Source organism: Allohoeflea poritis, from assembly GCF_027889715.1.
GTDB lineage: Bacteria > Pseudomonadota > Alphaproteobacteria > Rhizobiales > Rhizobiaceae > Hoeflea_A > Hoeflea_A poritis.
In genome coordinates this window covers 105,570-130,613 of record NZ_JAPJZH010000013.1, presented here as the reverse complement: position 1 = coordinate 130,613, position 25,044 = coordinate 105,570, and the positions used below count along the sequence as shown (strand labels likewise).

Here is a 25,044-nt window from a genome sequence, read left to right as displayed (position 1 = left end):
GGCCGCTTCGACCATGCGACCAGGTCTGGCGGATTGACGCCTCAATGCCTACTTTAATGAAATCACTTGAACTCGACGGATCCCGCCGTAACCTGTTGAAGGAAATTGATTTCATGGAATCCACATCGTCCTGGACCGGCCGCCTGTCGCCCTCGCTGGAGGATTTCGAGCGGCTTGGAAACGAGGCCTTTGACGGGCTGCCGGAGGAATTCCGCGGCCTGTGCACCGACATCCAGATCACCGTTGCCGATTATGCCGAAAAGGATGTGCTCAAATCACTCGGCCTGACCAGCCCCTTTGAGCTGCTCGGCCTGTTCCAGGGGATCGGCATGGCCCAGGGCGCGACCGAGATCCGCACCGGCCAGTTGCCCAACCGGATCTGGCTCTATCGCCGCGCCATCCTTGAATACTGGATCGAGCGCGAGGAGACTCTCGATGCCATCGTGCGGCACGTGCTCATCCACGAAATCGGACACCATTTCGGCCTTTCCGACGAGGACATGGAGGCAATCGAGGCGGAGGTGGATTGACCGGAGCGTATCGCCTTTTGCCCATGACCTACGTGTCGTGACTGTCGATAATGCAGCTTTCCAGAATGCGGCCCTCGAACACGTCCACCAACCCGACATCGCTGAGCCGGGGGCCGGCATTGCACACCAATGACGCACCGAACAGGGCCTTGAAGACCAGATAGGGCGGCTCCCAATCGATCAGCGCGTCCAGGGCCTGACGCAGTTCCGAAAAGATATCGGCGACCTCCTCCAGAGGCCGGTCGCTGACAAGGCCGGCAATGGGCAGTTCAAGCTGCGCCATCACACGCCCTTCGCTCGCCACCGCCAGTCCGCCGCCTGCCGCGCGCACGGCGTTGGCCGCCAGCGCCATGTCTGACGGATTCCGGCCGAACACAGTCAGGTTGTGGCTGTCATGGGATACGGTGCTCGCAAAGGCTCCGCGCCAGGTGCCCCAATTCTCGAGAAATGCCACGCGCACCGGCGTCGCGCGACCGTATCGGTTGGCGACCGCCATGCGGAGCATGTCATCCGGCAATTCAAGCCTTCCACCGGTTACGGCGACATCGCGCCTGCTCCAGACGGGGAAACGCGGCTTGGAAAGCGTCGCTATCGTCGCTCGGCTGCCTTCCGCCGCAATCTCGAAATCCGAGGCAGCGAGTTCGGGCAAACGCACAGTATCGTTCATTTCCTGCGGAACCCTGGTCGTGGGCATGGCTGCCTCAAGCGTTCCCGATTGCGCAACGGGTTTTCCATCGGCGAGAACGAGCTTTGCGGAAACTTCCCTCAAGTCGGGAATCAAAACCACGTCAGCGCGTCTGCCGGGGGCCAGAAGGCCCAGATCCGCGCGTCCGAGCCGGCCCGCAGCATTCAGCGTCGCGGCGCGATAAGCCAAGGCCGCGGGCAATCCATGCGCCATCAGAAGGCGAAGCACCCGATCCAAACCGCCATGCGCATAAAGATCATCGGGAAACACGTCATCGGTGCACAGGGTCACCGTTTGCGGCATGTGGCCCAACGAGACCAGGGCCTGAGCGAGTTCGGGCAACAGATGCTCGTGCGAACCGCGCAGCTCGACGGTCATGCCCGCCTCGAGCCGGGCCAGAAGATCGGCCGCCGAGGTCAATTCGTGATCCGATTCCACACCGGCGGCGGCGTAGGCGGCGAGATTGCCGCCGGACAATCCACGGGCATGGCCGCAAACCAGTTTGCCGCTTGCAACCGCGGCATTCGCGATGCCGGCAACACGCGGATCGCCATTGAGCAGGGGCTGCATTGTCATCAGCTCAGCCGCGCCGCTTATGTCCGGGCGCTTGAGCAGCCGGGCAACGGTCTCGGGTCCGAAGTCGCCGCCACAGCTCTCGTAGCCGGGCGCCGACGGCACGCAGGTCGGAGCCAGCGTCAGCACACGCAGGGGCAGGTCACCGGTCGCCTGGATCGCGAATTCCACGCCGGATACGCCACAGGCATTGGCGAATTCATGCGGGTCCCAAACCGCAGTGGTCACACCGCGCGGTAAAACGGCCGCCGCATATTCGGCCGGTGTGACCATCGAGCTTTCGATATGCATATGCGTATCGATCAGGCCCGGCACCGCGAAGGCGCCTTCGCCATCAATGCGCGTTACGGCGTCAAGCTCGGCCGATGGCGGGAGCACGCTGCCAATCAGCGGACCAACGATGCCTATATCCGCCCGGCGCTCCCGGCCGGTGACCATGTCCAGCACATGGACGTTTTCGATCAGCAGGTCGAAGGGACATTTTCCCTGTGCCGCTTCAACGGCCCTGGCGCGCAAGGCAGGGTCGTTCAGATTGCCGTCACGCGCCATTCAAACCTCCCCTGCAAGCGCCGAAAGACACATTGCCGCCAGTTGTGGGCTGGCATCGATCGCCAGACGGGTCCGGCTGCCGCTGTCCGGAACAAATGTCGTTTCACCGTAGCGGTCGCCCGGCTCCGTGGTAACGCTCAAGGCACGCGGTTCAAAATGCAAATGGTGTTCGTCCGCGAGGGCGAAAGCAGCCGTCGGATCGTAAATCGCCATTGCGGGCCTGCCTCTTTCCAACGCGATATCGAGATATCCGCCCAGAAGATCTGCGGTCAAGGGATCGGTGACGGGCAGATCATCCGGGCCGAATACGACCGTGCGGCACAAAGTCAGGTCGACAATATCGAGCGGCAGACCCGCATTCGCTACAATCCGCGCCGCGTCCGGATCGGCCCAGGCATTGAATTCGGCATAACGCGTGTGATTGCCCGCCCCGTTGCCGCCGCCCATCCATACCAGACGCGTGATGCGCCGCGCCGCCTCGGGCGCGGATTGGATCAATCGGGCGATGTTGGTCAAGGGTCCGAGCGCCAGAATATCGCGGCTTTGCTCCTCGGTGCCACCGACAAGCCAGTCTTGCAGGGCCGTCACGGCGCCGTGTTGAACCTGCCCGACCGGATCCGGCAGGGTGCGGCCGCGGCTGCGCATGCCGGTCGGACCGAGGATGCGCCCGGCGGTCTCCAGTTCCCGCTCGAGCGGCTCCTGCGAGCCGCGCCATATGGGCGTGTCGAAACCATATGCAAGGGCCGCGCCAAGCGCATTCTTCACGACCTGACCCATGGACGCGTTTCCGGCAACCAGCGAAATCCCGTCAACCCGCACGTTCAAGCGTCTCAAGACGAGTAGCGCCCAAAGGTCATCGAAGCCAAAATCAGTATCGACCCAAATGGCAGTCATGCTGCAAGGGCCCTTGATGTGGACTGCGGCAGATCGAATGACACGACGGCGCCTGCCGGCACCTCGGCGATTTCGATCGGCGCATCGGCCTTTATCTGTCCCAGGGGCGTTTCGAGTACATATTCCCGGTGATCTCCGGCAAAGCTGCTGGCCACAACCTTGCCGCTATGCGGCCCCTCGCCGACGGTCACTCCGGCGGGACGCCAGGCTATTTTCGGGCAATCGGCCTCGAAGCCGAGCGGCAAACGACCGGTTTCGGAGACGAGTTCCATTCCGTTTACGGAGAAGATGTTTTCGAAACCCATGAAATCGGCGGCAAACACCGTTGCCGGCCGGGCGTAAAGTTCGTCGGGCGTGCCCAGTTGCTCGATCCTGCCATCCTTCATGAGAACGATCCTGTCGGCGAGCGCCAGGGCCTCGGACTGGTCGTGGGTAACGAAGACCATGGTCACGCCGGTGTCCTTTTGAACGCGCTGCAGTTCGGTTCGCATCTCCAGTCGCAGCCGGGCATCGAGATTGGACAGCGGCTCGTCCAGCAGAAGCACCTTTGGCTCCATGACCAGAGATCTGGCCAGTGCCAGGCGCTGCTGTTGTCCGCCCGACAATTCAGCCGGCTTGCGCTTTTCGAACCCGGCGAGCCCCACGGTATCCAATCCGGCCTCCGTCTTGGCGCGGATCTCCCGTTCCGGCAGTTTTTTGAGTCGCAACCCGAATGCCACGTTCTCAAAGGCGCTCAGATGCGGAAACAGCGCGTAGGACTGGAAGACGAGCCCTATGCCGCGCTGGTTTGCCGGTGTTCGCGTAACATCGCGCCCGTCGATGACGATCTTTCCGGAGGTCGGCGTCAGCAGTCCGGCGATCGCGCGCATGGTCGTGGTCTTGCCGCAACCGGAGGGTCCCAGCAGGGCGATCAGTTCCCCTTCCGCAATGTCAAGATCAAGGTCGGGCACGGCAACGGTTTGACCATAGGACAAGGTCAGATCGGAAAGAGAAACGAATGCATCAGACATAGCGTGAAAATCCCAGAAGCCGTTCGGCGGCGAATACGATTGCAAGTGACATGAAGGCCAGCAGAGCCGACAGCGCCGCGACGGACGGATCATAAGTGATTTCCATGTAGGCCAGCATGTCTATGGGCAAGGTGCGCACGCCCGGACCGGAAAGGAACAGCGAGACAGGCACCTGATTGAAACTGGTGACGAAGCCGAGAATGAAGGCCGCGAGCACGCCGCCGCGAATGTTCGGCAAAACCACTTTCGTAAAGGCCTGCAACCGGCTGCAGCCCAGCAACACGGCGGCCTCCTCCATGTCTGCCCGCAGATTGTGCAGGCTCGAGGACACAACACGCACCGCATAGGGCAGAACCAGCGCCGTGTGGGCGAAGAACAAAGCCATGGTGACCGTGAAATCGAGCGGCACCACCAGATATCGCAGCAGCGCCAGCCCGACAATGATGCCCGGCACGATGATCGGCGCGGCGACAATGGTGCGGATGGTCTCGTCGCCCGGAAGCTTGTAGCGGTTGAGCGCATAGGCCGCCGGAACGCCGATCAGCAGGGCGGCCAGGGTCCCGAAGACAGCCAGGAACATGGAAAGCATGAAGCTTTGCCGGAAGCTCTCCACCGTGAAAACCTTGGCATACCATTTGAGCGACAGGCCTGCCGGCGGAAAGGCCAGCGATTCGCCTGCCGAAGCGCCGGCAAAGATGATGATGATGAACGGGCCGATCAGGAATGTCAGCGTCAGGCCCAGGACAACCCAGTTCGTCGTGCGTGCCATATTCTAGCTCCTTGCCGTAGCGATGCGCTTGAGGAGCAGGTTGGCAGAGAACGACATGACGATCAGGATCATCGCGATCACACTCGCCGATACGAAATCGTTGGAGACGTTGACGCGCTGATAGAGCAGCGTTTCCAGCATCAGAACCTTGGAGCCGCCGAGAATTGCCGGCGTAATGTAAGCGGTCAGCGCGCCGGTGAACACCAGCGTGCCGCCGATGACCAGACCTTCCTTGGTCAGCGGAAGGATGACCCGGATGAAAACCTGGATCCAGTTGGCCCCGAGGACCCGGGCCGCAGGTATTACGTCGCGGGGAATATTCTCCATCGCCGAGACGAGCGAAATGATCATCAGCGGCAGGAAGAGCTGCAGAAGGCCGATGAAAACGGCGGTCTCGGTAAACAGCAGCCGGATCGGCGTGTCGCTGAGCCCGAGCCCGACAATCGTGTCGTTGACGATGCCCGTTCGCCCCAGAATGACGATCCAGGCGTAGGTGCGCGCCACCGGCGAGATCATGAGAGGAAGCACGACGAGACCGAAGATGCGCCCGCGCGCCGTCGGCCCGAGATTGACGATGCAAAACGCGGCGGCGTAGCCGATCACGGCCGCCGTTCCGGCCACGAGAACCCCAAGCTTGAGGGTTCGGAAGAAAACCACCTGGTTGAGCGGCTTGGAGAAGAACTCGGTGTAGCCGCTGAGCGTCCAGCCCGTGTCCGACCGGAAGGCTTCGGACAGCAGGATTGCGACAGGCACAAGGAAAAGGAGCAGTGAGAATATTGCCGCGGGAAGCGCCAGTGCCAGCCCTTCCCTGTTGTTGAGAAACATCGCTCGGGACCCGGTTCAGAGAATACACGGGGCGGCCTGGGCCGCCCCGCTGCAACTACTTGATGACTTCAGCGTTCCACTGCTCGACCCAGGCGTCGCGGTTTGCGATGATTTCCGCCGGGCTGAGGATGTTGAGCGAGTTGATGAGGTCCGCGCCATAGGTCAGATTGTCGGCGACCTCGTCGCTCACGACGACATCCTTGTTTGCGGGGCTGTCGATCAGAGCTTCGGCAATACGGGTCTGGACTTCCGTCGACAGCCAGTAATCCATCAGCTTGTAGGCCAGTTCCTCGTTTCCGTTGCCCTTGGTCATGATCATCACGTTCATTCCACCTGCCTGGCCTTCCTCAGGCTCAGCCCAGGCAAAGGACAGGGGCGAGTTCTTGAACCGGCTCCAGGCAAAACGGCCGAGTGGCGCAGCGATCACCTCTTCCTGGTTCATCAACTGCGCGAGCTCGGAAGAACGTGAGTAGAATGTCACGATGTCATCGGCATCTTCACCGATCTTGGCGATCACCGAACTGAAATCGCCGGAACCGCCATTGAGCGCCTTGTCGAGCATCATCAGCGTCAACGGACCTTGCGTTCCCGTGATGTTCGGCAACGAGACCTGGCCGGCCAGATCCTTGCCGAGCAGATCGCCCCAGCTTTTGATCTTTACGAGGTCATCGCGGTACACAATCGAGCTTGCGTAGAACGTATATCCGACAGCCATGTTGTTGCCGATCGGGTCCTGCGCTGCCGGATAGAGCTTGGCATGGTTTGACAGTTTCGAAATGTCGAGCGGCGCAATCAGTCCCTTCTGCGCGAGGCTGAGGGCGTCATGGGACGAGATGACCGCCATGTCTATGACCGGATCGGCGGCATTGGCCTCGATCTTGGCCATCCGTTCGACGCTGTTGCCGGTCTCTATGACCAACTCACAATCGCAAATCTCCTCGAACGGATCGTAAAGGGCCTTCTTGTATGCGTCCTGGGCGAAGGAATAGACTGAAATCGTCAGCGTATCCTTGGCCATGGCCGAGTGCGCGGTAAGCGCGGCAGCGGACACGAGCATCAACATCAGTTTCTTCATCGTTGGTCTCCTTGTTGGCATTCAGATTTCGGGGTTGGAGGTGGAATTACGCACCACGAGCCGCATGGGCAGGGTGCGGCCGGTGTCGGGGTGAGCCTGACCGCGGATCATGGCGGTCAGGATCTCGATGGCGCGATCGGCGATGGCTTCGACATCCTGGGCGACCGTGGTGAGTGTCGGATGCATGACCGACGCCAGGGACATGTTGTCAAAGCCGGTCAGGCTGACGCGGCGCGGCACGGAAAATTGCGCACGCGTCAACTCCGAATGGACCCGCAGAGCCAGAAGGTCCGACGTCGTCAGGACCGCCGTCGCACCTGCCCTGACCCGCTCGGCGACTTCCGCCACGCCCGCATCACCCCACAGAACGCTGGACCGGATTTCCTGCCTCATTGCGCTCTGCATGCCGGAAATTCGATCCTGCTGGACTTCCGAGACCGGATCGCCGCCCAGGATGACGACGTTTCTGTGGCCGATATCCGATATGTGACGGGCGATGAGCGCCCCGCCGCCCGCATGGTCCGCCGAAACCGTGTTTCTCGGATCGGAGGCCGTGTTGATGATGGCCAGGGGCACGGCATTCATCTCGGGCGATGTTCCCTTCTGGGGCACGACCAGCAGGCCGTCGACGCCGCGGTCGACCAGGCGTTTCAGCACCTCGTTCTGCTCGTCCGCGCTGCCGCGGGAATCGCCAATCAATATGCCGAGGCCACGCCGCTCCGCCGCGATGGACAGCATCTGGGCAATGCGTGGGAAAAGCGGATTCGTAAGGTCCGGCATGACCAGTCCGAGTATGCCGGTCTGGCCGGTTTTCAGCGCGCGTGCCAAATTGTTGGGCCGGTAGCCAAGCTCCTGCGCCCGCGAGCGGATACGTGCGGTCATCTCTTCCGACACGCGTCCTTTACCGGTCAGCGCATTCGACACCGTTGCTGCCGAGACGCCAATATCCGTTGCGATTTTCTTGATGCTGACCACATCGCCCCCACTTGATTTAACGATTAATCAACTTCGCTCGGGGTTTGTCAACGCCTAAATTAAACGATTAATCAACCTACACACTCAAATTACCCCGGAAGCAGCGGCCGAATATCGGCGACTGAGGGCAGTCTCCGTGATTGCGCGTGGCGATCGGGCCGTGGGATCAGACGGTCGCGGTCACCGCGAGTTTCCGATCGGGTCCGGGCCGGTGTAGGTCCAGCGATAGGCCGGCGGTGTCGGGCCCTTGTTCCTGCCGCCCTGGTTCATCTGTTCCCAGGCATGGGCGATGATGCCGACGGATCGTGAAAGGCAGAAGAGACCGCGCGCGAGCGGCCCGGCGAAACCGAGCTCGGCATAGATAACCGCCGTTGCTCCGTCGATATTCATCGGCACCGGCCCGCCCTTGCGCTCATTGAGAATTTGCTGAACCGCCCGGCCGATTGCAGCAAAGCGGCCGGAGACCGTTCCGGCCGCCGCTGCTTCGTCAACCAGTTGCAACAGGCGCGGCGCACGCGGATCTTCAGGCTTGTGGAAGCGGTGTCCGAAACCCGGTATGAAAGCGCCACGCCCGGCCCGCCATTTGTCGATCATTGCAGACGCGGCATCTTCCAGCGCCGCGCCGCTTGTTGCCGCCCCATCGATCCAGCCATAGAGTTCGACGGCCTGCTCGCCGGCTCCGCCATGAATGTCGTCAAGCATGTTGACGGCCGATGCTATAGCGCCGTTGAGGCCCAACCCGCAGGTCACCGCCATGCGCGCAGCGGCAATCGAAGGGGCCTGCGGTCCGTGATCGACCGCCGCGACCAGCGCGCATTCAAGCAGTGCGGCCTCGGCCTCTGTCGGCAGATCACCACGCGTCAGAAGCCAGATCATCTGCGCGAAGCTGACAGTGCCGACGAGCTGTTCGACCGGATGTCCGCGGAACCGGATCCTGCCGGGCGCCATGTCGATGATTGATGTGGCCCACCAATCGGATACATCGTTGTGTGTGTCGCTCATATCGTGCCCCCGCGCCTGAGTTCATTCAACTCTCCGTCCGACAGGCCGATTTCCCTCCAGACGGAACCATTGTCCTGGCCGAGCCGCGGCGGTGGTTCATCGACGGCCGGCGCTGCGCCGTCCAGCTTGATCCCGGTGGTCACCACCTCGATATCGCGGCCAACGCCCGGAACATCCGAAAAGCTTGAAAGAAACCCGCGGTCCGCAATCTGGGGCATGGCAAGGACCTCCGGAACCGACAGGACCGCACCGGCAGGCACCCCGATGCGGTTCAGTTCCTTCGCCCAATCGCGGGCGGGCCGGGTCTTCAACACTTGCTCGAGATCCTGCTTGAGAGCCGCGCGGTTCTTCTTGCGGTCCTCGCGGGTTGCATATTCCGGTCGATCGCGCAGTTCCGCCAGGCCCAGATGATCCGTCAGCTGCAGCCATTGCTCGTCCTTGTTTGCGGCAATGTTGATCAGGCCGCCACCGGCTTCGAAGGCACCGGAGGGCGCCGATGTCGGGTTCTCGTTGCCGTTCGGCTGCGGTGCCATGCCGGCGATCAGGTGGTTCGAGACCACCCACCCCATGGTGGCCAACACCGATTCCAACATGGAAATGTCGATGAATGTGCCGCGCGGCCTCGCATTCAGCGCGGCGGCAATGGCAAAGGCCGCTGTCATGCCGCCGACCGTATCAGCGACCGGGTAGCCGACGCGCAGCGGCGCGCTTTCGGCATCGCCGGTAATCGACATGACGCCCGACGCACCCTGTATGATTTGATCGTAAGCCGGGCGGTGAACCCAGGGACCGTCCTGGCCGAAACCGGAGATGGCGCAATAGATGAGATCCGGCCTGACGGATTTCAGGGCTTCATACCCCACGCCAAGCCTGTCCATGACACCGGGCCTGAAATTCTCGACCACGACGTCGGCGGTTTCCACAAGGCGCCGGAATAGCGCCTTGCCCTGCTCATGCTTGAGATTGACGGTCACCGATTTCTTGCCGGCGTTCTGGGCCAGGAAGGAAACGCCCATTCCCCGTTCGTTAAGTTCGGGATCGCCGCCGAGCTGTCTGGCAAGGTCACCACGTCCCGCCGCCTCGACCTTGATTACCTCGGCACCGAGATGAACGAGCTGGTGGCAGCAGAAGGGCCCGGCCAGGACATTGGTCAGATCGAGTACGCGAACGCCGTCGAGCGGTTTGGGCATTGCGGCACCTCCAGGGAGCATTGGTTCTGCCTGACAGAATTATGTTGCGCTAAACAGAACCATTTGATAGCAAATGGCCGAATTGTCAATTGGCGAGAGGAGCCGGAGTTGCGCGACGCAAAGGGTGTCGAGGCGGTTGAGCGGGCGCTGAAAATCCTGGATTGTTTCGATCCGGACGCCAAGGAAATAAGCCTCGCGGCGCTTTCGGAACGGACCGGCTTCTACAAAAGCACGATCTTGCGCCTTGCCATATCGCTTGAGCGCTTTGGCCTTTTGGTTCGCGGGGACAACGGCCAGTTTCGTCTCGGACCGGGGACGTGGCGCCTCGGATCAAACTACCGCAACAGCTTCGACATGGCGGACCTCATGCGTCCGGAGCTCAGGACACTCTCTCAAAGCACCAATGAAACCGCGTCCTTTTACGTGCGTGACGGAAACAGCCGCGTTTGCCTTTTCCGTTGCGAACCTTTGCGGGCAATACGGCATGCGATTGCCGAGGGGGCGAGCTTGCCGCTGGATCGCGGCGCCAGCGGAAAAGTGCTGCTTGCCTGTTCGGAAGACGAGTGTGAAGGCAAAGATGCCATCACAAAGGCCGGCTATGCGGTATCGATCGGGGAACGCGACCCCGAGGTCGCGGCAATTGCCGTTCCGGTCCGCTCGGACAGAGGCCGGTTGATCGGCGCTCTGGCCGTATCGGGTCTCGTGACACGCTTTACCAAGCAAAAACGGGCTGAACTGCTGGATGCGCTGAGAGAGAGCCAGCGCCGCCTTGACAGCAAAATGCCGGATTGACTCGTGGCAATCGCAGCAATGTGTATCGCCGATCCGCGGGCTTAGAAGAATCTACACGGCCGCTTGCCCGGACGTTGGAAGCGAATCTTCAATGGCAGGCCGGATCATATCGTCCAGTTGCCGCTCCAGAGGTCTTTCCGCAGCGAGCGCCCTGTTTCGCGCCCAACGCAACCGCCAGGCCCGCGGGTTCAACATCCAGTACGCGCCGCTGCTGCGCTCTTCACGAAGATCAAGATCCAGCATGCGGCGTTTGATGCTGGCCTGGATCCAGTGCCGCAAAAGCACATCCGTTTCGGGCATGTGTCTTTCGGCTGTGTTTGCAGGTTTCTCCGATTGACGCCGGGCCAGAACCTGGTCTGACGCGAGCTCGAACAGCATGCAGCTCCGTTTTCCATAGGTGACGCTATCCCATGGCCGCTGCCGCTTATGGTGCACAAAGTCGGAAATCGTTTCCGGATAGACCCCGAAACTGACCTGAGTTGCATAAAGCGCGCCCCAGGCAACGTCGCCTATTTGTCCGAATTCGCACGGGAACGGCAGTTTTCTCAGGCAGTCTGTCCGGTAGAGATTACTCGCCGAACTGCCCAAGATGGATGCCGGCAGGTAGCGCGTTGAAATATATGTCGCGACCTCTTCCGACAACAGCAAAGGCGATCGGATGCCATACAGGGAAATTATCTGGTGTATGGGCCAAGACTGTTCGGCCAACTTGCCTCTGTCGGTCATCAGGCGCGGCGGGCTGATCACGACGTCGCAATCCAGCGAAACAGCGGTCTGGCACAATGCCGTCAGACCGTCACGGCTGATCGTATCGCCCACCGTGGAGAAATAGACAAAAGGCGTATCGGCGTGGCTCACGCCGAAATTCCAACTCTCGTAGAGGCCCGGCGGATGCCGCAGAATTTCGACATTGTGGCCGGTAAGGTTCGCGGAGAGGTAATCCGATGTTCCGTCTTGCGAATAGCTGTCGACGACAACGACTTTTTCCACGTGCGGCATCCATGCGCGCATCGCTGCTACGTGGCGCGGCAACATGGTCATCACGTTGTAAGTCGGCACGACAACCGTAATCGGCAGAACCATGGGCGGTCAGGTCCAGCAAAAACGTCCATTCTTGTTTTGCGATCTATAGATCGGAAATTCAAAATTGCTACTGCACAAGTATTTGATTGCCCTATTTTTTGTGAACAGAGGCGTTTCGTCCCGAAATGATGACGACGCCGATTCCCGGCGGTGTGGCCGATCTTTTTCACCCGCATGCAATCATTGATTGCCGTTGACCCTCTCAAACAACCTCTGCCTTGCTTTCCGGAAGGCCTCATCTCGGCAGCAGATTCAAGCAGATAAATTGCGCCCGGGGAATTGGCCTCAATCGGCGCGTGTTTCACATTTTTCTGCTGCGTCTGTGCCTGGAGGCCGATAGACAATACGGATCTTCCAGCTATATTTCGCCCGCTTCGCCCGCTTCGCCCGCTTCGCCCGCTTCGCGCGCGGGGCGCACGGGCCGGACAAATTTGCGCAAGCTGTGTTTCAGACGGATCGAGGACGGGAAATTGGGATTGCTGCGGACAATCAAGAAGCTCGGCAAACAGGTCGTTCCGGGTCCGGTTCAACGCATTGTGAAGGACCGGGAGGATCTGGCGTTCCGCGATCTATTTCCTCGAAAGCCCGGTGATTTCGAATGGCGGCTTGGACCGCGGTCGCCTGTCGCATGCGTCGAAGCTTCACGGGAGCAGATCGGTCATCGCCTCTTCGTTTTCGGCGGATACATCCAGCTCAATCGCGTTTCCAACCAGTTTCTCGTGCTGGACCTGGAGCAGGAAACGTGGACCGGTCGCGGACGCATGCCGGACGACATGGCGCAGACTCATGTCGGGTCGACGAATGACGGCAAACGATTTGTCTTCCTCATCAGCGGCCAACTTGGCATCAATTGCTCGCCGGTGACGACATCCTGCTACAGTTTCGACACCGAAACGCAGACCTTTGCCGCACTTCCGCCCTTGCCGGAAGGCAGATACCAGCCTTTGGTCCACTATCTCGATGGGCGTATTCACTGCCTCTCAGGCGTCGGGCCGGACCGCAACACGACCATGAACGACCATTGGAGCATCGGCGTCGACGGGGGACGGGCCACCGAGGAGACGTGGAGATCGGAGCCGCCGCTGCCGTCAGGGCGCATTCATTCGGCAAATTTCCTCCACGGCAGCGGACTTTATGTTCTGGCCGGCCAGCAGGGCGACGTCCCGCGCGTGGCCGGCTCTGCCGACTTTGTCTGCAATTTCGACACGCCGCTGGATCACATGATGGACGAATGCTACCGGTTTGATCTCAAAACCGCTGAATTTCGTTTGCTTGAACCGGCACCGGAGAAGATTTCACACACGGAGCACGCCGTTGTCAGTGTCGGCTCGCATGTGATCCTTGCCGGTGGAATCTACGATCGCCTCACGATGGGCGATCACGTTTTGAGCTTCGATCTGGATACGGAAAAATGGCGCAAAATCGGCCATTTGCCTTACCCGATGAAAGCCAAGCTCGCAGCCTATCACGACGGGAGATTTTACATCCTGACCGGACAGCGCTGTTTTAGCGCCACCGACTTGCGCGCTGGCCGTGTGCTTGACACCGTATGGAAATCCGACACGCTCCCGGCTCTTCTGAGACAATAGGATGGCGCAAACGCAATCGATTTCGGTCGGCATGCTGGCGCTCGATCCGGGCTGGATCGCCGGAACATTGTATATCGGCGCCGCAGCACGAGCCTTGCAGCATGCGAACGGCGGGAATGACATTCGGCTCAAGCTGATCGCGCCGCGCGGAATGGATCTTTCCCATTTCTCGCAATTCATCGACGCTTTCGACGAGGTCCATCGTTTTGACCTTCCAAGGGCCCTGGAAAGCCGTTCCTGGCGCAGGATCAAGCTGCGCCAGCTCGTGGGCGGCATTCATCTGAGAAAGATCATCAGGAACCACGTCGACGTTGTTTTCCCCATACGCCGCCAGCTCGGTTTCCCGGTCCCGACACCGGCCATCGGCTGGATACCCGATTGCCAGCATGCCCGGTATCCGCAATTCTTCAGCGAAAAGGAATGCAGACAACGGGATGCCGAATTCCGGAACCTGGCGGAAAACTGCACCCAGTTGCTGGTCAGCAGTCATGATGCACGATCGGACCTTTTGCGGATTGCCGGGATGAAGAATGACAATGTCGGCGTCTATCGGTTCCGGACATTCCCGGAACCGGACTGGTTTTCGGCAGACGCCGCCGACATCGCGCGACGATACGATCTGCCGGAAAAATTCCTCTATTTTCCGAGCCAGCAGTGGAAGCACAAGAACCACGTCACATTGCTGAGAGCGCTCAAACATGTAACGGACCGGAATATCGGCGATATCGCACTGGTTCTGACCGGACGGGATTCCGACTACCGCCATCCCGATCACGGCAATCGGATCAAGGCCTTCATCGACGAGAACGGACTCCGCTCCCGCGTCCATTGGCTGGGCGTGCTGCAACGGCAGGAGCAGATCCAGCTCATGCGCCAGGCCGCGGCGATCGTGCGGCCTTCCCTGTTCGAGGGATGGTCAATGCTTGTGGAGGATTGCCGGGCCATCGGCAAGGAGGCTTTCGTTTCCGATATTGCCGTCCATCGGGAACAGGCCTACCGGCACGCGCACTATTTCAACCCGGACTCGGCGGACGCGCTTGCCGATCTGATCATGAAGCGCTGGCCGGTGCTGAAAGCAGGCCCCGACCCGGTGGCCGAGGCCAGCGCGCGGGAAGACGTCACGGAACTTTGCAGGGAAAACGGAAACCTGCTGATCAGCATCTTTGAAAAGGCGATGGCAAGCACGACCGGACGGCGCTGACCTGCGGGGGCTGGTTCTGAATGGCTGAGCTAAGTTGCCAACGCGTTCAACTACGCATCCGGTTGCGGTTGGCCTGCGTTTTCTGAACGACTAAGCTCAGGCAACGATAGACTGCAACCGGCACAAGGTTGCGGTTGGCCTGCGTTTTCTGAACGACTAAGCTTCATCGTTCTCAATGCATGGGCGGACGTAGGTTGCGGTTGGCCTGCGTTTTCTGAACGACTAAGCTGAAACGAGTAGCCGAAACGCCCATTCTCATGTTGCGGTTGGCCTGCGTTTTCTGAACGACTAAGCTTGCTCGTCGTGCTGAGAAGGGTCTGGGTCTGTTGCGGTTGGCCTGCGTTTTCTGAACGACTAAGCTCTGCAAGTATCGGGGCAAGTCAGCTTCGTCGTTGCGGTTGGCCTGCGTTTTCTGAACGACTAAGCTGAGCTTGCGCCGCGTCAGCCGCTCGGCCGCGTTGCGGTTGGCCTGCGTTTTCTGAACGACTAAGCTAGCATGCCTGAACGAATAGATCTTGTGACGGTTGCGGTTAGCCTGCGTTTTCTGAACGACTAAGCTCAGCGTCAAAAACTTCAAAAAGCCGCGCGCGGTTGCGGTTGGCCTGCGTTTTCTGAACGACTAAGCTTTGCGGCACCGAACCTTGTTGACCGGCTGGTGTTGCGGTTGGCCTGCGTTTTCTGAACGACTAAGCTGCCAGTTGCAAAGCTCTTCCCAACCGATGAGTTGCGGTTGGCCTGCGTTTTCTGAACGACTAAGCTTGCGCGCGTCCGGGGTGAACAGGCTCATACGTTGCGGTTGGCCTGCGTTTTCTGAACGACTAAGCTGGATGCGCGTCGTGACAGACGGGACGTTCGGTTGCGGTTGGCCTGCGTTTTCTGAACGACTAAGCTATGTGCCGTTTTCGGCATACATGCCGTTTTGTTGCGGTTGGCCTGCGTTTTCTGAACGACTAAGCTGCGGATCGACCTGGATGATGCTCTGAAAGAGTTGCGGTTGGCCTGCGTTTTCTGAACGACTAAGCTAGACGGTGGCTCAAATTTCTGATTTCAAAGGGATTTTGGGCCGCCGCAGCTTCGCATAAATGCACCAAGAGTTCAAAATAGCGCCAACTGGCCGGGATTTTTCTGACGTTTTCGTCGCGCTTGATCCGAAAATCGGACGATATTCTCGTATTGTCTGTCAGTGAACTGGAATATGAAAACATCGCCACGCTCGGGAAGGTTCGATTCTATCCGCCGGGTGTAAGCATCGAACTGTTCTTTACCGGCGCAAAAGCGAATGTAATTGGAAAACTGGCTCATTTCAAAGCCTTGATCAAGCAGGAACATGCGAAAATCATGTGCCGCCTTGCGTTGCTTCTTGGTCTCTACCGGAAGGTCGAAGGTAACCAGCATCCACATCAATCTATAGGCGGACAAATGGGTCGGACCGCCCGCCTCCCCGTTTCTTGCAGTGTAAAGAGTGGTCATTCAGCTTCGAGGCCGAGTCCGGCCAGAACGAGCGGGGCGGGGGGGTGTGGAAGATCAAGCTTCACCGAACCGTCCGTAAATGAGGTCGCGAGCGAGTGTACAAGACGCGACGCCTGAACGTTAAGCGGACTCGTCCCCTCCGCCGTGTCCAAATCCAGTGTTCCCAGATTGGCCAGCGCCTGTTTGGTTTCGCCGTCGACCCCCGTCTTTCCCGCATGCGCCAGATTGAGCGCCATGCGATCCACCAACGGCCTGTAAGGCTCCATGAGATCATCCGCCAATGCGAAGGCGTTGGCCTGATTTGAATGATGAATGGCAAGTGTCGGATGAAGCCCGGCCGCGCAAATCGCTCGCGATATGATGGCACGAAGAACAGTGTAACCGTAATTGAGCAAACCGTTTACACCTCCGCCATCACGATTGCGGCGGAACTCTTCACCCATCAGCATCGGCCAGTAGCGCCGGGCGGCCTGCGCTTCGAGATTGTCGGGATCACCGGATCGAACCTTCCTGGCCAACATCTCGAAAGCGCCAGCCTCGTGGCCGGCCGATTGCAGCACAGCGCCCTGATTGCGAATTTTCGCGGCGACGATCTTCTGCCAGGCCTGTTTTTTGAGCGGCAGTTTCGCATTAGCCTGGGCGCGCATCCTGGCCCCTTGAAGGTGATGGCCCTCGATTGGCCACAGGCAAGTGACTGGTGCGTGATTCGGAGCGCAGATGACAACCGGGATATTGCACTCCGACAGCCGAACGAAAACGGTGTTGGACCAGGTCAGGCCGTGAGCATGGGTGATCAGGCCGCCAATATCATCCAGCGCAATGCGGCCTATCTCCTCGCGATCCTTGACAATTGTGAGAAACCCGCGATAGACGCCCAGGTGGAGATCTTCGGTGGAGATGTCGACGATGCGGTCCATGATCAAAAATTACCATGAATTGCATCTCTTCAATAAAACAACCTTAAGAAATGGTAAACGAGCGGCCTTATTCGCGTGGGCCGGGATCTTGCACCTGACCGATTTCGTCGATGCGAACCTGGCGGGCCTTGAGTTTCTTCAGGCCGCCGGCTGTCGGTGAGATGTATTTGAACGGATCTGCGCCGTTAGCATCGCGGCTTTTTAACGCTCCAGCTTCGCTATGCTCCGCAAGTGTAATCTGACCATTGGCGCCAAATTTGACCACCCGGCAGATCACCCGCCTGCCATCCCTTTCGACGGCCACCATGTCGTTTTGGTGAAGGCTGATCAGCTTTTTGGCGGTGGGATGCTCTGCCCGAACCGATGATGCCCAACCGGGCTGATGCGCATCGAATGTCGAAACCACCTCGGCCACCCATTTGCCATTGGGCAAACGCCAGACATCGTATCGGAAGTTCGAGTCGCCCTTGTAGCCCTTGTAGGCCCGCCCGGCCTTGTCGCGGATAGGAATCGTCTTCAGCGGCTCGACGATCCGCACATGACGGATGCCCCTGAATTTCGCATCGGTACCGGCGAAATCGAGGATCGCCTTTTCAAAGGCCTTGCCTTCAAGGTCTCGCGTTGCCTGCCAGAGGCGGTCATGCAGTTCAGAGTGACCATGGCTGTTGCAGCGAATCCTGAAAATATCGGCGGCTTTTTTTATCTCAGTGATCGGAACGCGGCGTACGACGAGATCGTTGCCCTTGTCGTCCTTCTCGCCGGTAAAGCCGTAAGCGGTGTCATTATGCAATTGTCCGGCGGTCTGGCCTTTCCCCTCGGCGTAGCCCTTGCGGGACACCGTGCCGTGATCCGGTTTGTGGCTGACCACGGAAGCCTGCACCCGTTCGCGCAATTCGTCACGGAATCCGGGCCACGGATCAGGTATCTTCGACAGCACCTTTTCCGTTCCCTGCGCTTCGATTTCCTCCGATGCGGACGCGATTTTCTGAATCATCGAGCGGCTGGTGCAGGCGATGACGAAGGCATCGATGGAATGATGCCGGTGGTCCTTGCGGTTCTTCGGTTTCACCGCTTCTGTGTAGTTGTGATCGGGGAGAATTTCGTTCAGTCCCCATTTGCGGCGCAGCATTTCCGTCATGCGCCCCGGCAGGGCGCGGACCCGATTGTGACGGCGCAACACACCGTCGATGTCAGCCTGCCCGGCCGGATACAGCGCGGCGAGGTACGAAAGCGCGATGCGCGACAGATATTGCATGTCCGTCAGTTGGCGCGCCGCGAAACCTTCCTCATCGGCGAAGCGGTCCATGGCGTTGCGGGCAAAGCGCCATTGCTTGTTCCTGGGCAGGTTGCCGGCGCGCGCCAGAATATCGTCGTAGACGCCGTCCCATTCCGTTACCTCAGACGGCGCGCGATTGCGTTTCACCCGGTTGGCGCGCGCCTTGCAGAGCAGCCTGTTGGCCTGGCTGTCGTCCAATGTGCGCGAATAGGGCAGGATGTGATCGACATCGACCTCGGCCGTGAACACGTCGCCGATTGTGATCGGCTCTCCGGAATAGATGCAGACGCGGTTCAGCGGTTGGTCCGGATTGAGTTCTTCCCACAGTTTCAGCCGCAGACGGTTATAGCCGGTGTCAGGCTGACCGAGTTCCTCCAGTTTCTTAGACCGTTCCTCGGCGTCTCTGGTGTTCTTGCCGATCGCCCGGTTGACCTCTTCGCGCTGCTTGTCGGTGAGTTTCAACTCGCGGCCCAGTTCAATGGCGATACGATCCGGGCGACCGTGCTTGCGGATGATCGCGTTGACGACCCGGCGCAATTGGTTGAGCGCGATATGCACCGTCGGGTTGGTGATCCGGCCCATATGGCGGTCATAGGCTGGGTCCTTGTCATCGGGCGGCGCGCTGACGGAGCCCTCGCCAGGCGGAATATGCCGGGTCAAAATCTCCTGATATTTCGGCAGAGTTCTGCGGGCTTCGCGATCCGGGTCGTCCTCGGCATTTGTGCGGCCATAAACCTTGATCGCGGCCGCGGCCTCGGTGATGACTTTACCATCCTCGTCCGTGTCATGCTTCAACGCATCGAGAAGGTTGGCGAGCGCCGACGGCCCGAGCCGGCCATAGCCTTCAGGCAATTGCACTTTCATCACCGCATCGGCGCGCCCGTCATCCAGGCCGTAATCATTGCGCAACCAGGCGTGCAGTGTCTGCGGATCGGACTCCTCGCGCAGTCTTTCGATGATGGACCACTGCTCGTCTATGGATTTTTCGCTCCATGCGGGGCCGAAGCAATCCTTACGCGAAAGCGCGGCGGCGATGACATCACCCTCAAGCTTGGTACGGTTGTCCGTCTCCTTGTTAAACCGGTACTCCGGGCCAAGCTTCAAAAGCTTGCGCAGCGCCGGAAAACCGGCGGTCTTTGCGCTCTTGAGCTTGAGAATCAGGATATCGCGCTGCTCCGGCGTCAGCTTGACCGGGTTCTGATCCTCGCCGATCACGGCAAGCTCATTGACTTCCTTGTAGAGCCTGAAGGCCTGAAACAACGGATGCGCCTTGGGCAGCCGTTGTTCATCGGGATTATAGCTGCATTTGCCCACTTTCGGTTGCACCAGATCCCGCTGGTACAGGATGGTTTCGCGCAACGCGTCAACCTTATTTGGAGCAAGCAACTCCGAATGATGGCCCGCCTGCACCTCCATGATCGCCTTGAATTCTGTTTCCAGTTCGCTGCGGTCGGGATAGAACTCGTACCCGTCGCCCTTCAATTCCGGATCGCTGCTGAACTCGCTCACCGGCCGCAAGCGGGTGCGCACGGATTTGCCGGCCTGCCGCCGCTTGTAAAGGAATTCGCCATAGGTGCGGGCACCTTCGGCAGCCATGGCATGTTGCAAGCGCGACACGCCCGAAGCTATTTTCCCGGCCTCGTTATCGCGGCCGTCGGTCTTGCGGTTGGATTTGAAGCCGCGTCGCTGGTTCATCTGAAACAGAACGCGGCCGAGCTGGTACGGGGTCAAAGGCTCGTCCAGCGCCTTCGCCCGCAGCGCCAGAACGCTCTCCGACAGGTCACCGCCCTTGCCGTCGTCCGTGTCGCGGATCAATTTGTCGCGCTCCGCTTTGCTTTTCGGCATCAAGTCAAAATCTGAAAGCTGCTTCAAAAGGCGCTTCTTGCGCTTCAGCCTCCGGTCACGCTGTCGGCGCATGGTCCGGGCCTGCCGGCGCGCGACGGCAAGCGATTCCTTCGACTTCGCATCGCGCCCCGCCATGTCGGCGGCGGAAAAGATGCGCGTGCCGATATCGACAACGCGTCCTTCGCTGGTTTCACCGGGCTCTCCTTTCGTCTCGATAAGGGCCCAGCCGAGCGAGTTCGTGCCTAAGTCTAGTCCGAGAGTTCTTATATTCATTCCTCAAACGCCTTTACTTAATGAATGCAAATTCTGACATGGCCGCGTCAGCTAATTTGGTTGTGTGTTGGGGTTTTCGGGTCGCTATCGCAATTCGCGACTACATGGCCTGATCAGTTGCGGCGCTGACTAAATCGATGACACATAAAGTTGTAGCACAATACTCTCTTGCCAGATGGTTGCAAGAAAAGGTGTGTGGTTGCGACTGGACTATGTTTCTGAACATGTGCGGGAAAGAGGGGCTTCGGCCTCTCTTTCCCATTTGACGATTGTCGAGAGTCAGCCTATCGTCGCATTGTTCAGAAAACGCAGTCCAGCCGTTAACAAGCTGAGATATGCACCAAATAAGGCGCTCGCTCCGGCGGGCGCTTTTTCTTGTCGGACCAAATATGGCCTTTGCGCGCTGCGACGCCAGCTTTGTAGATTGTTCGAAAAAGCATCAAGCTTGTTTCAGAGCGTAAGTATCAGGCCGAACCCCTAAAAGCCGCTTTCGATGCGCGAGAAGACCAGGCTGGTGAAGCTGGAGATCTGCGCGCCGACGAAGGGGGCCGAGACGGCGACCGTCACCAGAATGGCGACAATCTTCGGAACGAAGGTGAGCGTGATTTCCTGAACCTGCGTAAGTGCCTGCAGGAACGCGATGCCGACGCCGACGAACATGGCCACAAAGACCGCGGGGCCCGAGGCCGCCAGAATGGTCCAGATGGCTTTTTGAACGATGTCGAGTGCGTCTGCCTCGCTCATGCCCAGCCCTTACGACACCGTCAGCCCGGCACCCATGACGACTTTCTCACCGGTATCGAGCACAGCGACAATGCCGTCATCATAGAGTTCGACTTGCTCGACGATACCCGTCACGGTCCCGTCATTCGAAGTCACGGTGCGGCCGATCAGCGATCCGGCCTGCGAGACGGAATTCGATGCAAGGAGTTCCTCGAGCCGCGCATTGGTCTGAATGGTCTGCTCGACCTGCGAGAACGAGGCAAGCTGGGAGATGTACTGGGTCGAATCCATCGGCTCGGTCGGATCCTGGTTCTTCATCTCGGCGACCAGCAGTTGCAGGAAGGTATCGTAATCGACCGTGGCCTTTTCGGCCGCGCTCGCCGCCGCCGAGGAACCCGTATGGGCGCTGTTAGAAACTGCTTCTACCGCCATGGCGCAATCTCCTTCTTGATGTCTTCCAGCGTTTCCACCGGCATCTGCCGGTTGTTGAGAATGTCTTCCTCGATCTTGTAGAGGGCGCGGATCGCCTTGAGCGATTCGAAAACACGACCCTCGGTGACCATGGCGTCGATGTGCTTGAGCTCGGTCAGGATCTGCTCGTTGCTGAAGCAGTTGAGCAGCATGACGATGGACTTCTTGAACATCGCATGGGACTGCTCGGCGCCTTCCGGGTTGATCAGCATCATCTGCACGATGAAGTAAAGCTGACGCAGCGGCGTCGATGCATCTTCGGGCTGCAGAACATGGTTCTCGAGAAGGAATGTGACGTCGTTCAGAAATTCCAGGCCGACTTTTCTGTCGACGCGGAGCACCGCGCCGTTGATGAAAATCTTCTCGCCGGTCTTGAGTGAAATGCGCAATGAACTCTTCATTTCAGACCGTCCCGGATAATTGATGAAATATCGATGATGCCCTCGTAATTCCGGGATTCACCCGATCGTATCTTCTCGGCCTCGCGCAGTATCCAGATGCCGATCGAAATAAGATTGGCGCGCAGTTCCTGCTCCAATTCGTTTTCGGGTGACCCGAGGTCCTCGATGAAACGCACCCAGACGCGGTTCACGAAAAACAGGGCTTCTATTGACTCGCGGGATTTCGGACCGTGCTCTTTCGCCTCCTCCAGCATCCTGATGGACTTGTCGAGAACCTGCCGTTCGCGGTCCTTGGAGTCAGCAACTGCATCTTGCTGCACTTCCGCATATGAGAACTGATACATTTCAGCTACCTTCGCCCTCTCCGTTACTCTCCGTTGCGCGTCCGACTACAGGTAATTGGTCAGACTCAACTGCTGGATCCTCGCTGTCAGCGTGTATGAGGTCTCGACCTGCGTCAGCAACAGGGTCAGACGCGTCGAAGCCTCGTAAACGTCGACATTTTCAAGTTCGCCGATATAGACCGACATCAGGTCTATCTGGACCTGGATCGAATCATTGGCCTTTTCGATTCGCTGCTCGGACAAGCCGAGTTGCGCCCGCTGGAAATCTATTCCGGTGATCGCCTGTGCGACATAGTCGATGGCGCGCTCGACAAGTTCCTGGCGCGTGTCGCTCGACAACGGCGTCGAGAGCATCTCCATGACGATCGTCGAGGCCATGGCCATTTTTTGCGGCCCGTCAGCATTGATCGTGGCGGAGCTGTCGATGACTTCATTCGTGTTGATGCGGTTGGTCATGACCTGGTCGTCGGCACTCGACCAGTCCGTGTTCCATCCCGCGCCAAGGATGAGAGGCTCCACCTGATTGGTCAGAAAATCATCAAGCTGCGCCGTCGTGATACCGGATGCGGCGGCGTCATTCTGCGTAAAGCCGAAATAGGCCAGATAGGCCGCGTCAAAGCTTGCCTTGGCCGCCGAGCCGCCTTCCGTGTAGTCCGCAAGCGGCTTCACATCGGTGTTGATGCCGGCGAACAGGAACTCGCCATTGGCCGATGAATTGGCGAAGGATGTAAAGTTCTGGAAGGCCGTCTGCACCGTTTCGGCAGCCACGTCGAGACGACCCCGATCGTTTATGTCGACCATGCTGATCAGCGTGTCGAGCACCTGCTGGGCGCTGTTCGCCATCTGCTCCAGCGCGTTCTGGGACGACGACAGGCGGTTGGTTACGAGCGCATTGCTGTCGATGATCGTGTGCAGCCGCGCCACATCGCGGTTCAGCGAAATGGTCTTTGCCGTCTGCGCACCCAGCTCCAGCCCGATATCGGCGTGGCGGCCGGTCGTCGCCTCGGTCTGGGCATTCATCATCTCAGCCTGGGCGCGCTGAACGGTCAGCCGCAGGGCGCTTTGTATGGCCAGGGTCGATACGAATGTCGTTTTCATCGCCCTACCTCACCGCCAACAGGGCTTGGAGCATCTCGTCGATCGTCTGCAGCAATTGCGTGGACGCCCGGTAGGACTGCTCGAGATCGAGGAGCAGCGCCATCTCCTCATCTATGTTGACGCCGGTTTCGTTGCTGTAGCTTTCGAAAATGCGAACCGTTGCCGCCTCGCGTGTTTCGGCGGCTTCAAAGGCCTGTGAACGGTAAAGTTCCAGCCAGCCGATCGAGTCGGACGCATAACCGATCATGCTCGCGCCATCGCCCGCAAGGGCGGCCGGATCGAAGGACATCGGCTCTTCCAGCCCCGTCACATAGCTGTCCAGCAGGCTCGAAAAGCCGGTCGCGCCGGAGGCGTTTGAAATGTACGCGGCTCCGTTGATGCCGCCATCACGCAGCAGCGCCGGATTGCCGGTATCCACCAGAACGGCGGGATTGACCGAAAGGGTCGCCGAGATACCGGGTTCGATCGTCGCGGCGGAAGGCACCGTGCCTCCGGACCAGGTGAACAGACCCGGTAAATCCGGAAGCGCAGATCCGCTCTGATCATGCTCGGCAAAAACGACGACCAGGCCGCGGGCGATCTCGTCCAGCTGGGACTGGTAGGTCGGGGCGGCGTTGTCCCTGATCTGAAGATAGGCGGCCAACTCTCCGTTCGCGGTTGTCTGCGGCCCATCGCCGGGCTGCAGGGCCACGCCGTCAATATAGACCGCATTGCCGCCGATCGTTGCGTCGAAACCGTTGGTGGGAACGAACGATACCGATCGCGGCACGGTCTCGAACAGGGTCTGACCGCCGGTCGTGTAGATCGCGATGTCGTTGCTGCCGCGCTCAAGCGTGCGAATACCGACAAGTGTCGAGATTTCCCGCAAGAGAGAATCGCGCGAATCCAGGGCCTGCGAGACATCTTCCCCGACAGCGGTGCCGGCAATGACGTCGTTGTTGACCGCCTCGAACTGCGTCAGCAGATTGTTGAGTTTGTCGACGCGCTCACCGATTGCCTGATCGGCCTCGAGACGGAGCTGCTGTGTGGAGGCCGAGGCATCGTTGATGCTGTTGGCGACATCCTGGGCGGCGGATATGACGGATGCGGCCAGCGTTGAATCGCCGGGCGTGGCGGCGAGTGTCTGCAGCATGTCCCGCAGGTCGCCGATATAGCGGGACGGCGACAGCTCGTAGTCATTGCCGCCCATCGACGTCTTCAACTGCTCCAGACCGTCATAGACGATGGCCTGCGCACTGCTCACCGAAAGATAGTCAAGCGACTGGTTGAACAGCACCGTGTTTTCGGCGCGCTGTATGGAGACCGACAATTCGCCGCCGAAATAGGTCTGGAGGGTCGGCGCGCGGCGTGCGTAGTCGGGATTGCCCGCATTGGCGATGTTGTCGGATACCACCAAGGTCTGTCTGGATGTATTCGACAGTATGGACTGTGCAGTACTGATCGCCGATGACAGTGACATTTCTTGGACTTACGCCTCCAGGGCC

At 59.5% G+C, this 25,044-nt stretch carries 23 protein-coding genes and 1 CRISPR repeat array; of the genes, 4 read left to right on the top strand and 19 right to left on the bottom strand.

The annotated features are described in order from the left end of the window. Window positions 1–113 precede the first annotated feature (113 nt). Window positions 114–530 (top strand): metallopeptidase family protein, encoded by a 417-nt coding sequence (locus tag OOZ53_RS19495; protein ID WP_271091389.1) that lies wholly within the window; start codon window positions 114–116, stop codon window positions 528–530. Window positions 531–558: 28 nt separating this feature from the next. Here OOZ53_RS19495 and OOZ53_RS19490 read toward each other — a convergent pair whose 3' ends face one another. From OOZ53_RS19490 to OOZ53_RS19450, 9 genes are all read right to left on the bottom strand, one after another. Further along, window positions 559–2,337, bottom strand: a complete 1,779-nt coding sequence (locus OOZ53_RS19490; RefSeq protein ID WP_271091388.1) for an adenine deaminase — start codon at window positions 2,335–2,337, stop codon at window positions 559–561. After that, entirely contained in the window at window positions 2,338–3,231 is an 894-nt protein-coding gene (locus OOZ53_RS19485; protein WP_271091387.1) for a nucleoside hydrolase, read from the bottom strand. Continuing rightward, on the bottom strand, window positions 3,228–4,241 hold the full coding sequence (locus tag OOZ53_RS19480) for an ABC transporter ATP-binding protein (RefSeq protein WP_271091386.1): 1,014 nt from the start codon (window positions 4,239–4,241) through the stop codon (window positions 3,228–3,230). Before OOZ53_RS19480 ends, OOZ53_RS19485 begins: the two co-directional genes overlap by 4 nt. After that, window positions 4,234–5,010, bottom strand: coding sequence for an ABC transporter permease (locus OOZ53_RS19475; RefSeq protein WP_271091385.1), 777 nt, complete (start codon window positions 5,008–5,010; stop codon window positions 4,234–4,236). The genes OOZ53_RS19480 and OOZ53_RS19475 overlap by 8 nt, the downstream gene beginning before the upstream one ends. 3 nt (window positions 5,011–5,013) lie before the next feature. Beyond that, entirely contained in the window at window positions 5,014–5,835 is an 822-nt protein-coding gene (locus OOZ53_RS19470; protein ID WP_271091384.1) for an ABC transporter permease, read from the bottom strand. A gap of 55 nt (window positions 5,836–5,890) precedes the next feature. Then, window positions 5,891–6,910, bottom strand: coding sequence for an extracellular solute-binding protein (locus OOZ53_RS19465; RefSeq protein ID WP_271091383.1), 1,020 nt, complete (start codon window positions 6,908–6,910; stop codon window positions 5,891–5,893). A 21-nt stretch (window positions 6,911–6,931) separates the two neighbouring features. Then, the gene (locus OOZ53_RS19460) at window positions 6,932–7,885 is read right to left on the bottom strand and encodes a LacI family DNA-binding transcriptional regulator (protein WP_271091382.1); all 954 of its coding nucleotides are present in this window, start codon (window positions 7,883–7,885) and stop codon (window positions 6,932–6,934) included. Between the two features lie 180 nt (window positions 7,886–8,065). Further along, on the bottom strand, window positions 8,066–8,887 hold the full coding sequence (locus OOZ53_RS19455) for a citryl-CoA lyase (RefSeq protein WP_271091381.1): 822 nt from the start codon (window positions 8,885–8,887) through the stop codon (window positions 8,066–8,068). Beyond that, the gene (locus tag OOZ53_RS19450) at window positions 8,884–10,077 is read right to left on the bottom strand and encodes a CaiB/BaiF CoA transferase family protein (RefSeq protein ID WP_271091380.1); all 1,194 of its coding nucleotides are present in this window, start codon (window positions 10,075–10,077) and stop codon (window positions 8,884–8,886) included. Before OOZ53_RS19450 ends, OOZ53_RS19455 begins: the two co-directional genes overlap by 4 nt. 108 nt (window positions 10,078–10,185) lie before the next feature. Between OOZ53_RS19450 and OOZ53_RS19445 the strand changes: the two genes are divergently transcribed. Continuing rightward, a complete protein-coding gene (locus OOZ53_RS19445) occupies window positions 10,186–10,869 on the top strand; it encodes an IclR family transcriptional regulator (RefSeq protein WP_271091378.1) in 684 nt (227 codons plus the stop codon). A 51-nt stretch (window positions 10,870–10,920) separates the two neighbouring features. On the opposite strand, the gene OOZ53_RS19440 is transcribed toward OOZ53_RS19445, so the two are convergent. Next, window positions 10,921–11,952 (bottom strand): glycosyltransferase family 2 protein, encoded by a 1,032-nt coding sequence (locus OOZ53_RS19440; RefSeq protein WP_271091377.1) that lies wholly within the window; start codon window positions 11,950–11,952, stop codon window positions 10,921–10,923. Between the two features lie 476 nt (window positions 11,953–12,428). Between OOZ53_RS19440 and OOZ53_RS19435 the strand changes: the two genes are divergently transcribed. Next, complete coding sequence (locus tag OOZ53_RS19435) at window positions 12,429–13,541, top strand: Kelch repeat-containing protein (RefSeq protein ID WP_271091376.1); 1,113 nt, start codon at window positions 12,429–12,431, stop codon at window positions 13,539–13,541. A gap of 1 nt (window position 13,542) precedes the next feature. Then, the gene (locus OOZ53_RS19430; RefSeq protein WP_271091375.1) at window positions 13,543–14,742 is read left to right on the top strand and encodes a glycosyltransferase family 4 protein; all 1,200 of its coding nucleotides are present in this window, start codon (window positions 13,543–13,545) and stop codon (window positions 14,740–14,742) included. A gap of 61 nt (window positions 14,743–14,803) precedes the next feature. Next, a CRISPR array of direct repeats spans window positions 14,804–15,765; the repeat unit is 36 nt; unit sequence GTTGCGGTTGGCCTGCGTTTTCTGAACGACTAAGCT. Window positions 15,766–15,837: 72 nt separating this feature from the next. On the opposite strand, the gene cas2 is transcribed toward OOZ53_RS19430, so the two are convergent. The 9 genes from cas2 to flgK all read right to left on the bottom strand — a co-directional run bounded on the left by cas2 (window position 15,838) and on the right by flgK (window position 25,019). Then, window positions 15,838–16,212: a CRISPR-associated endonuclease Cas2 gene (cas2, locus tag OOZ53_RS19425; protein WP_271091374.1), complete on the bottom strand. Its 375-nt coding sequence runs from the start codon at window positions 16,210–16,212 to the stop codon at window positions 15,838–15,840. Next, window positions 16,209–17,129, bottom strand: coding sequence for a type II CRISPR-associated endonuclease Cas1 (cas1, locus tag OOZ53_RS19420; RefSeq protein ID WP_271091372.1), 921 nt, complete (start codon window positions 17,127–17,129; stop codon window positions 16,209–16,211). The genes cas2 and cas1 overlap by 4 nt, the downstream gene beginning before the upstream one ends. Window positions 17,130–17,196: 67 nt before the next feature. After that, entirely contained in the window at window positions 17,197–20,523 is a 3,327-nt protein-coding gene (cas9, locus tag OOZ53_RS19415; RefSeq protein ID WP_271091370.1) for a type II CRISPR RNA-guided endonuclease Cas9, read from the bottom strand. 477 nt (window positions 20,524–21,000) lie between these two features. Further along, a complete protein-coding gene (gene fliQ / locus OOZ53_RS19410; protein WP_271091369.1) occupies window positions 21,001–21,267 on the bottom strand; it encodes a flagellar biosynthesis protein FliQ in 267 nt (88 codons plus the stop codon). A gap of 9 nt (window positions 21,268–21,276) precedes the next feature. Further along, window positions 21,277–21,678 carry a flagellar hook assembly protein FlgD gene (gene flgD, locus OOZ53_RS19405; protein WP_271091368.1) on the bottom strand — a complete coding sequence of 134 codons (402 nt, stop codon included), beginning with the start codon at window positions 21,676–21,678 and terminating at the stop codon, window positions 21,277–21,279. Continuing rightward, window positions 21,669–22,118, bottom strand: coding sequence for a flagellar biosynthesis repressor FlbT (gene flbT / locus OOZ53_RS19400; protein ID WP_271091367.1), 450 nt, complete (start codon window positions 22,116–22,118; stop codon window positions 21,669–21,671). Before flbT ends, flgD begins: the two co-directional genes overlap by 10 nt. After that, entirely contained in the window at window positions 22,115–22,462 is a 348-nt protein-coding gene (gene flaF, locus OOZ53_RS19395) for a flagellar biosynthesis regulator FlaF (RefSeq protein ID WP_271091366.1), read from the bottom strand. The genes flbT and flaF overlap by 4 nt, the downstream gene beginning before the upstream one ends. Before the next feature lie 45 nt (window positions 22,463–22,507). Then, complete coding sequence (locus OOZ53_RS19390; RefSeq protein ID WP_271091365.1) at window positions 22,508–23,560, bottom strand: flagellar hook-associated family protein; 1,053 nt, start codon at window positions 23,558–23,560, stop codon at window positions 22,508–22,510. Window positions 23,561–23,564: 4 nt separating this feature from the next. After that, entirely contained in the window at window positions 23,565–25,019 is a 1,455-nt protein-coding gene (flgK, locus tag OOZ53_RS19385; protein WP_271091364.1) for a flagellar hook-associated protein FlgK, read from the bottom strand. Between the last annotated feature and the right edge of the window lie 25 nt (window positions 25,020–25,044).

Coding starts and splice junctions, on each gene's coding strand:
- OOZ53_RS19495 (WP_271091389.1), top strand. CDS start 114: ATGGAATCCACATCGTCCTGGACCGGCCGCCTGTCGCCCTCGCTGGAG.
- OOZ53_RS19490 (WP_271091388.1), bottom strand. CDS start 2,337: ATGGCGCGTGACGGCAATCTGAACGACCCTGCCTTGCGCGCCAGGGCC.
- OOZ53_RS19485 (WP_271091387.1), bottom strand. CDS start 3,231: ATGACTGCCATTTGGGTCGATACTGATTTTGGCTTCGATGACCTTTGG.
- OOZ53_RS19480 (WP_271091386.1), bottom strand. CDS start 4,241: ATGTCTGATGCATTCGTTTCTCTTTCCGATCTGACCTTGTCCTATGGT.
- OOZ53_RS19475 (WP_271091385.1), bottom strand. CDS start 5,010: ATGGCACGCACGACGAACTGGGTTGTCCTGGGCCTGACGCTGACATTC.
- OOZ53_RS19470 (WP_271091384.1), bottom strand. CDS start 5,835: ATGTTTCTCAACAACAGGGAAGGGCTGGCACTGGCGCTTCCCGCGGCA.
- OOZ53_RS19465 (WP_271091383.1), bottom strand. CDS start 6,910: ATGAAGAAACTGATGTTGATGCTCGTGTCCGCTGCCGCGCTTACCGCG.
- OOZ53_RS19455 (WP_271091381.1), bottom strand. CDS start 8,887: ATGAGCGACACACACAACGATGTATCCGATTGGTGGGCCACATCAATC.
- OOZ53_RS19450 (WP_271091380.1), bottom strand. CDS start 10,077: ATGCCCAAACCGCTCGACGGCGTTCGCGTACTCGATCTGACCAATGTC.
- OOZ53_RS19440 (WP_271091377.1), bottom strand. CDS start 11,952: ATGGTTCTGCCGATTACGGTTGTCGTGCCGACTTACAACGTGATGACC.
- OOZ53_RS19430 (WP_271091375.1), top strand. CDS start 13,543: ATGGCGCAAACGCAATCGATTTCGGTCGGCATGCTGGCGCTCGATCCG.
- cas2 (WP_271091374.1), bottom strand. CDS start 16,212: ATGACCACTCTTTACACTGCAAGAAACGGGGAGGCGGGCGGTCCGACC.
- cas1 (WP_271091372.1), bottom strand. CDS start 17,129: ATGGACCGCATCGTCGACATCTCCACCGAAGATCTCCACCTGGGCGTC.
- cas9 (WP_271091370.1), bottom strand. CDS start 20,523: ATGAATATAAGAACTCTCGGACTAGACTTAGGCACGAACTCGCTCGGC.
- fliQ (WP_271091369.1), bottom strand. CDS start 21,267: ATGAGCGAGGCAGACGCACTCGACATCGTTCAAAAAGCCATCTGGACC.
- flgD (WP_271091368.1), bottom strand. CDS start 21,678: ATGGCGGTAGAAGCAGTTTCTAACAGCGCCCATACGGGTTCCTCGGCG.
- flbT (WP_271091367.1), bottom strand. CDS start 22,118: ATGAAGAGTTCATTGCGCATTTCACTCAAGACCGGCGAGAAGATTTTC.
- flaF (WP_271091366.1), bottom strand. CDS start 22,462: ATGTATCAGTTCTCATATGCGGAAGTGCAGCAAGATGCAGTTGCTGAC.
- OOZ53_RS19390 (WP_271091365.1), bottom strand. CDS start 23,560: ATGAAAACGACATTCGTATCGACCCTGGCCATACAAAGCGCCCTGCGG.
- flgK (WP_271091364.1), bottom strand. CDS start 25,019: ATGTCACTGTCATCGGCGATCAGTACTGCACAGTCCATACTGTCGAAT.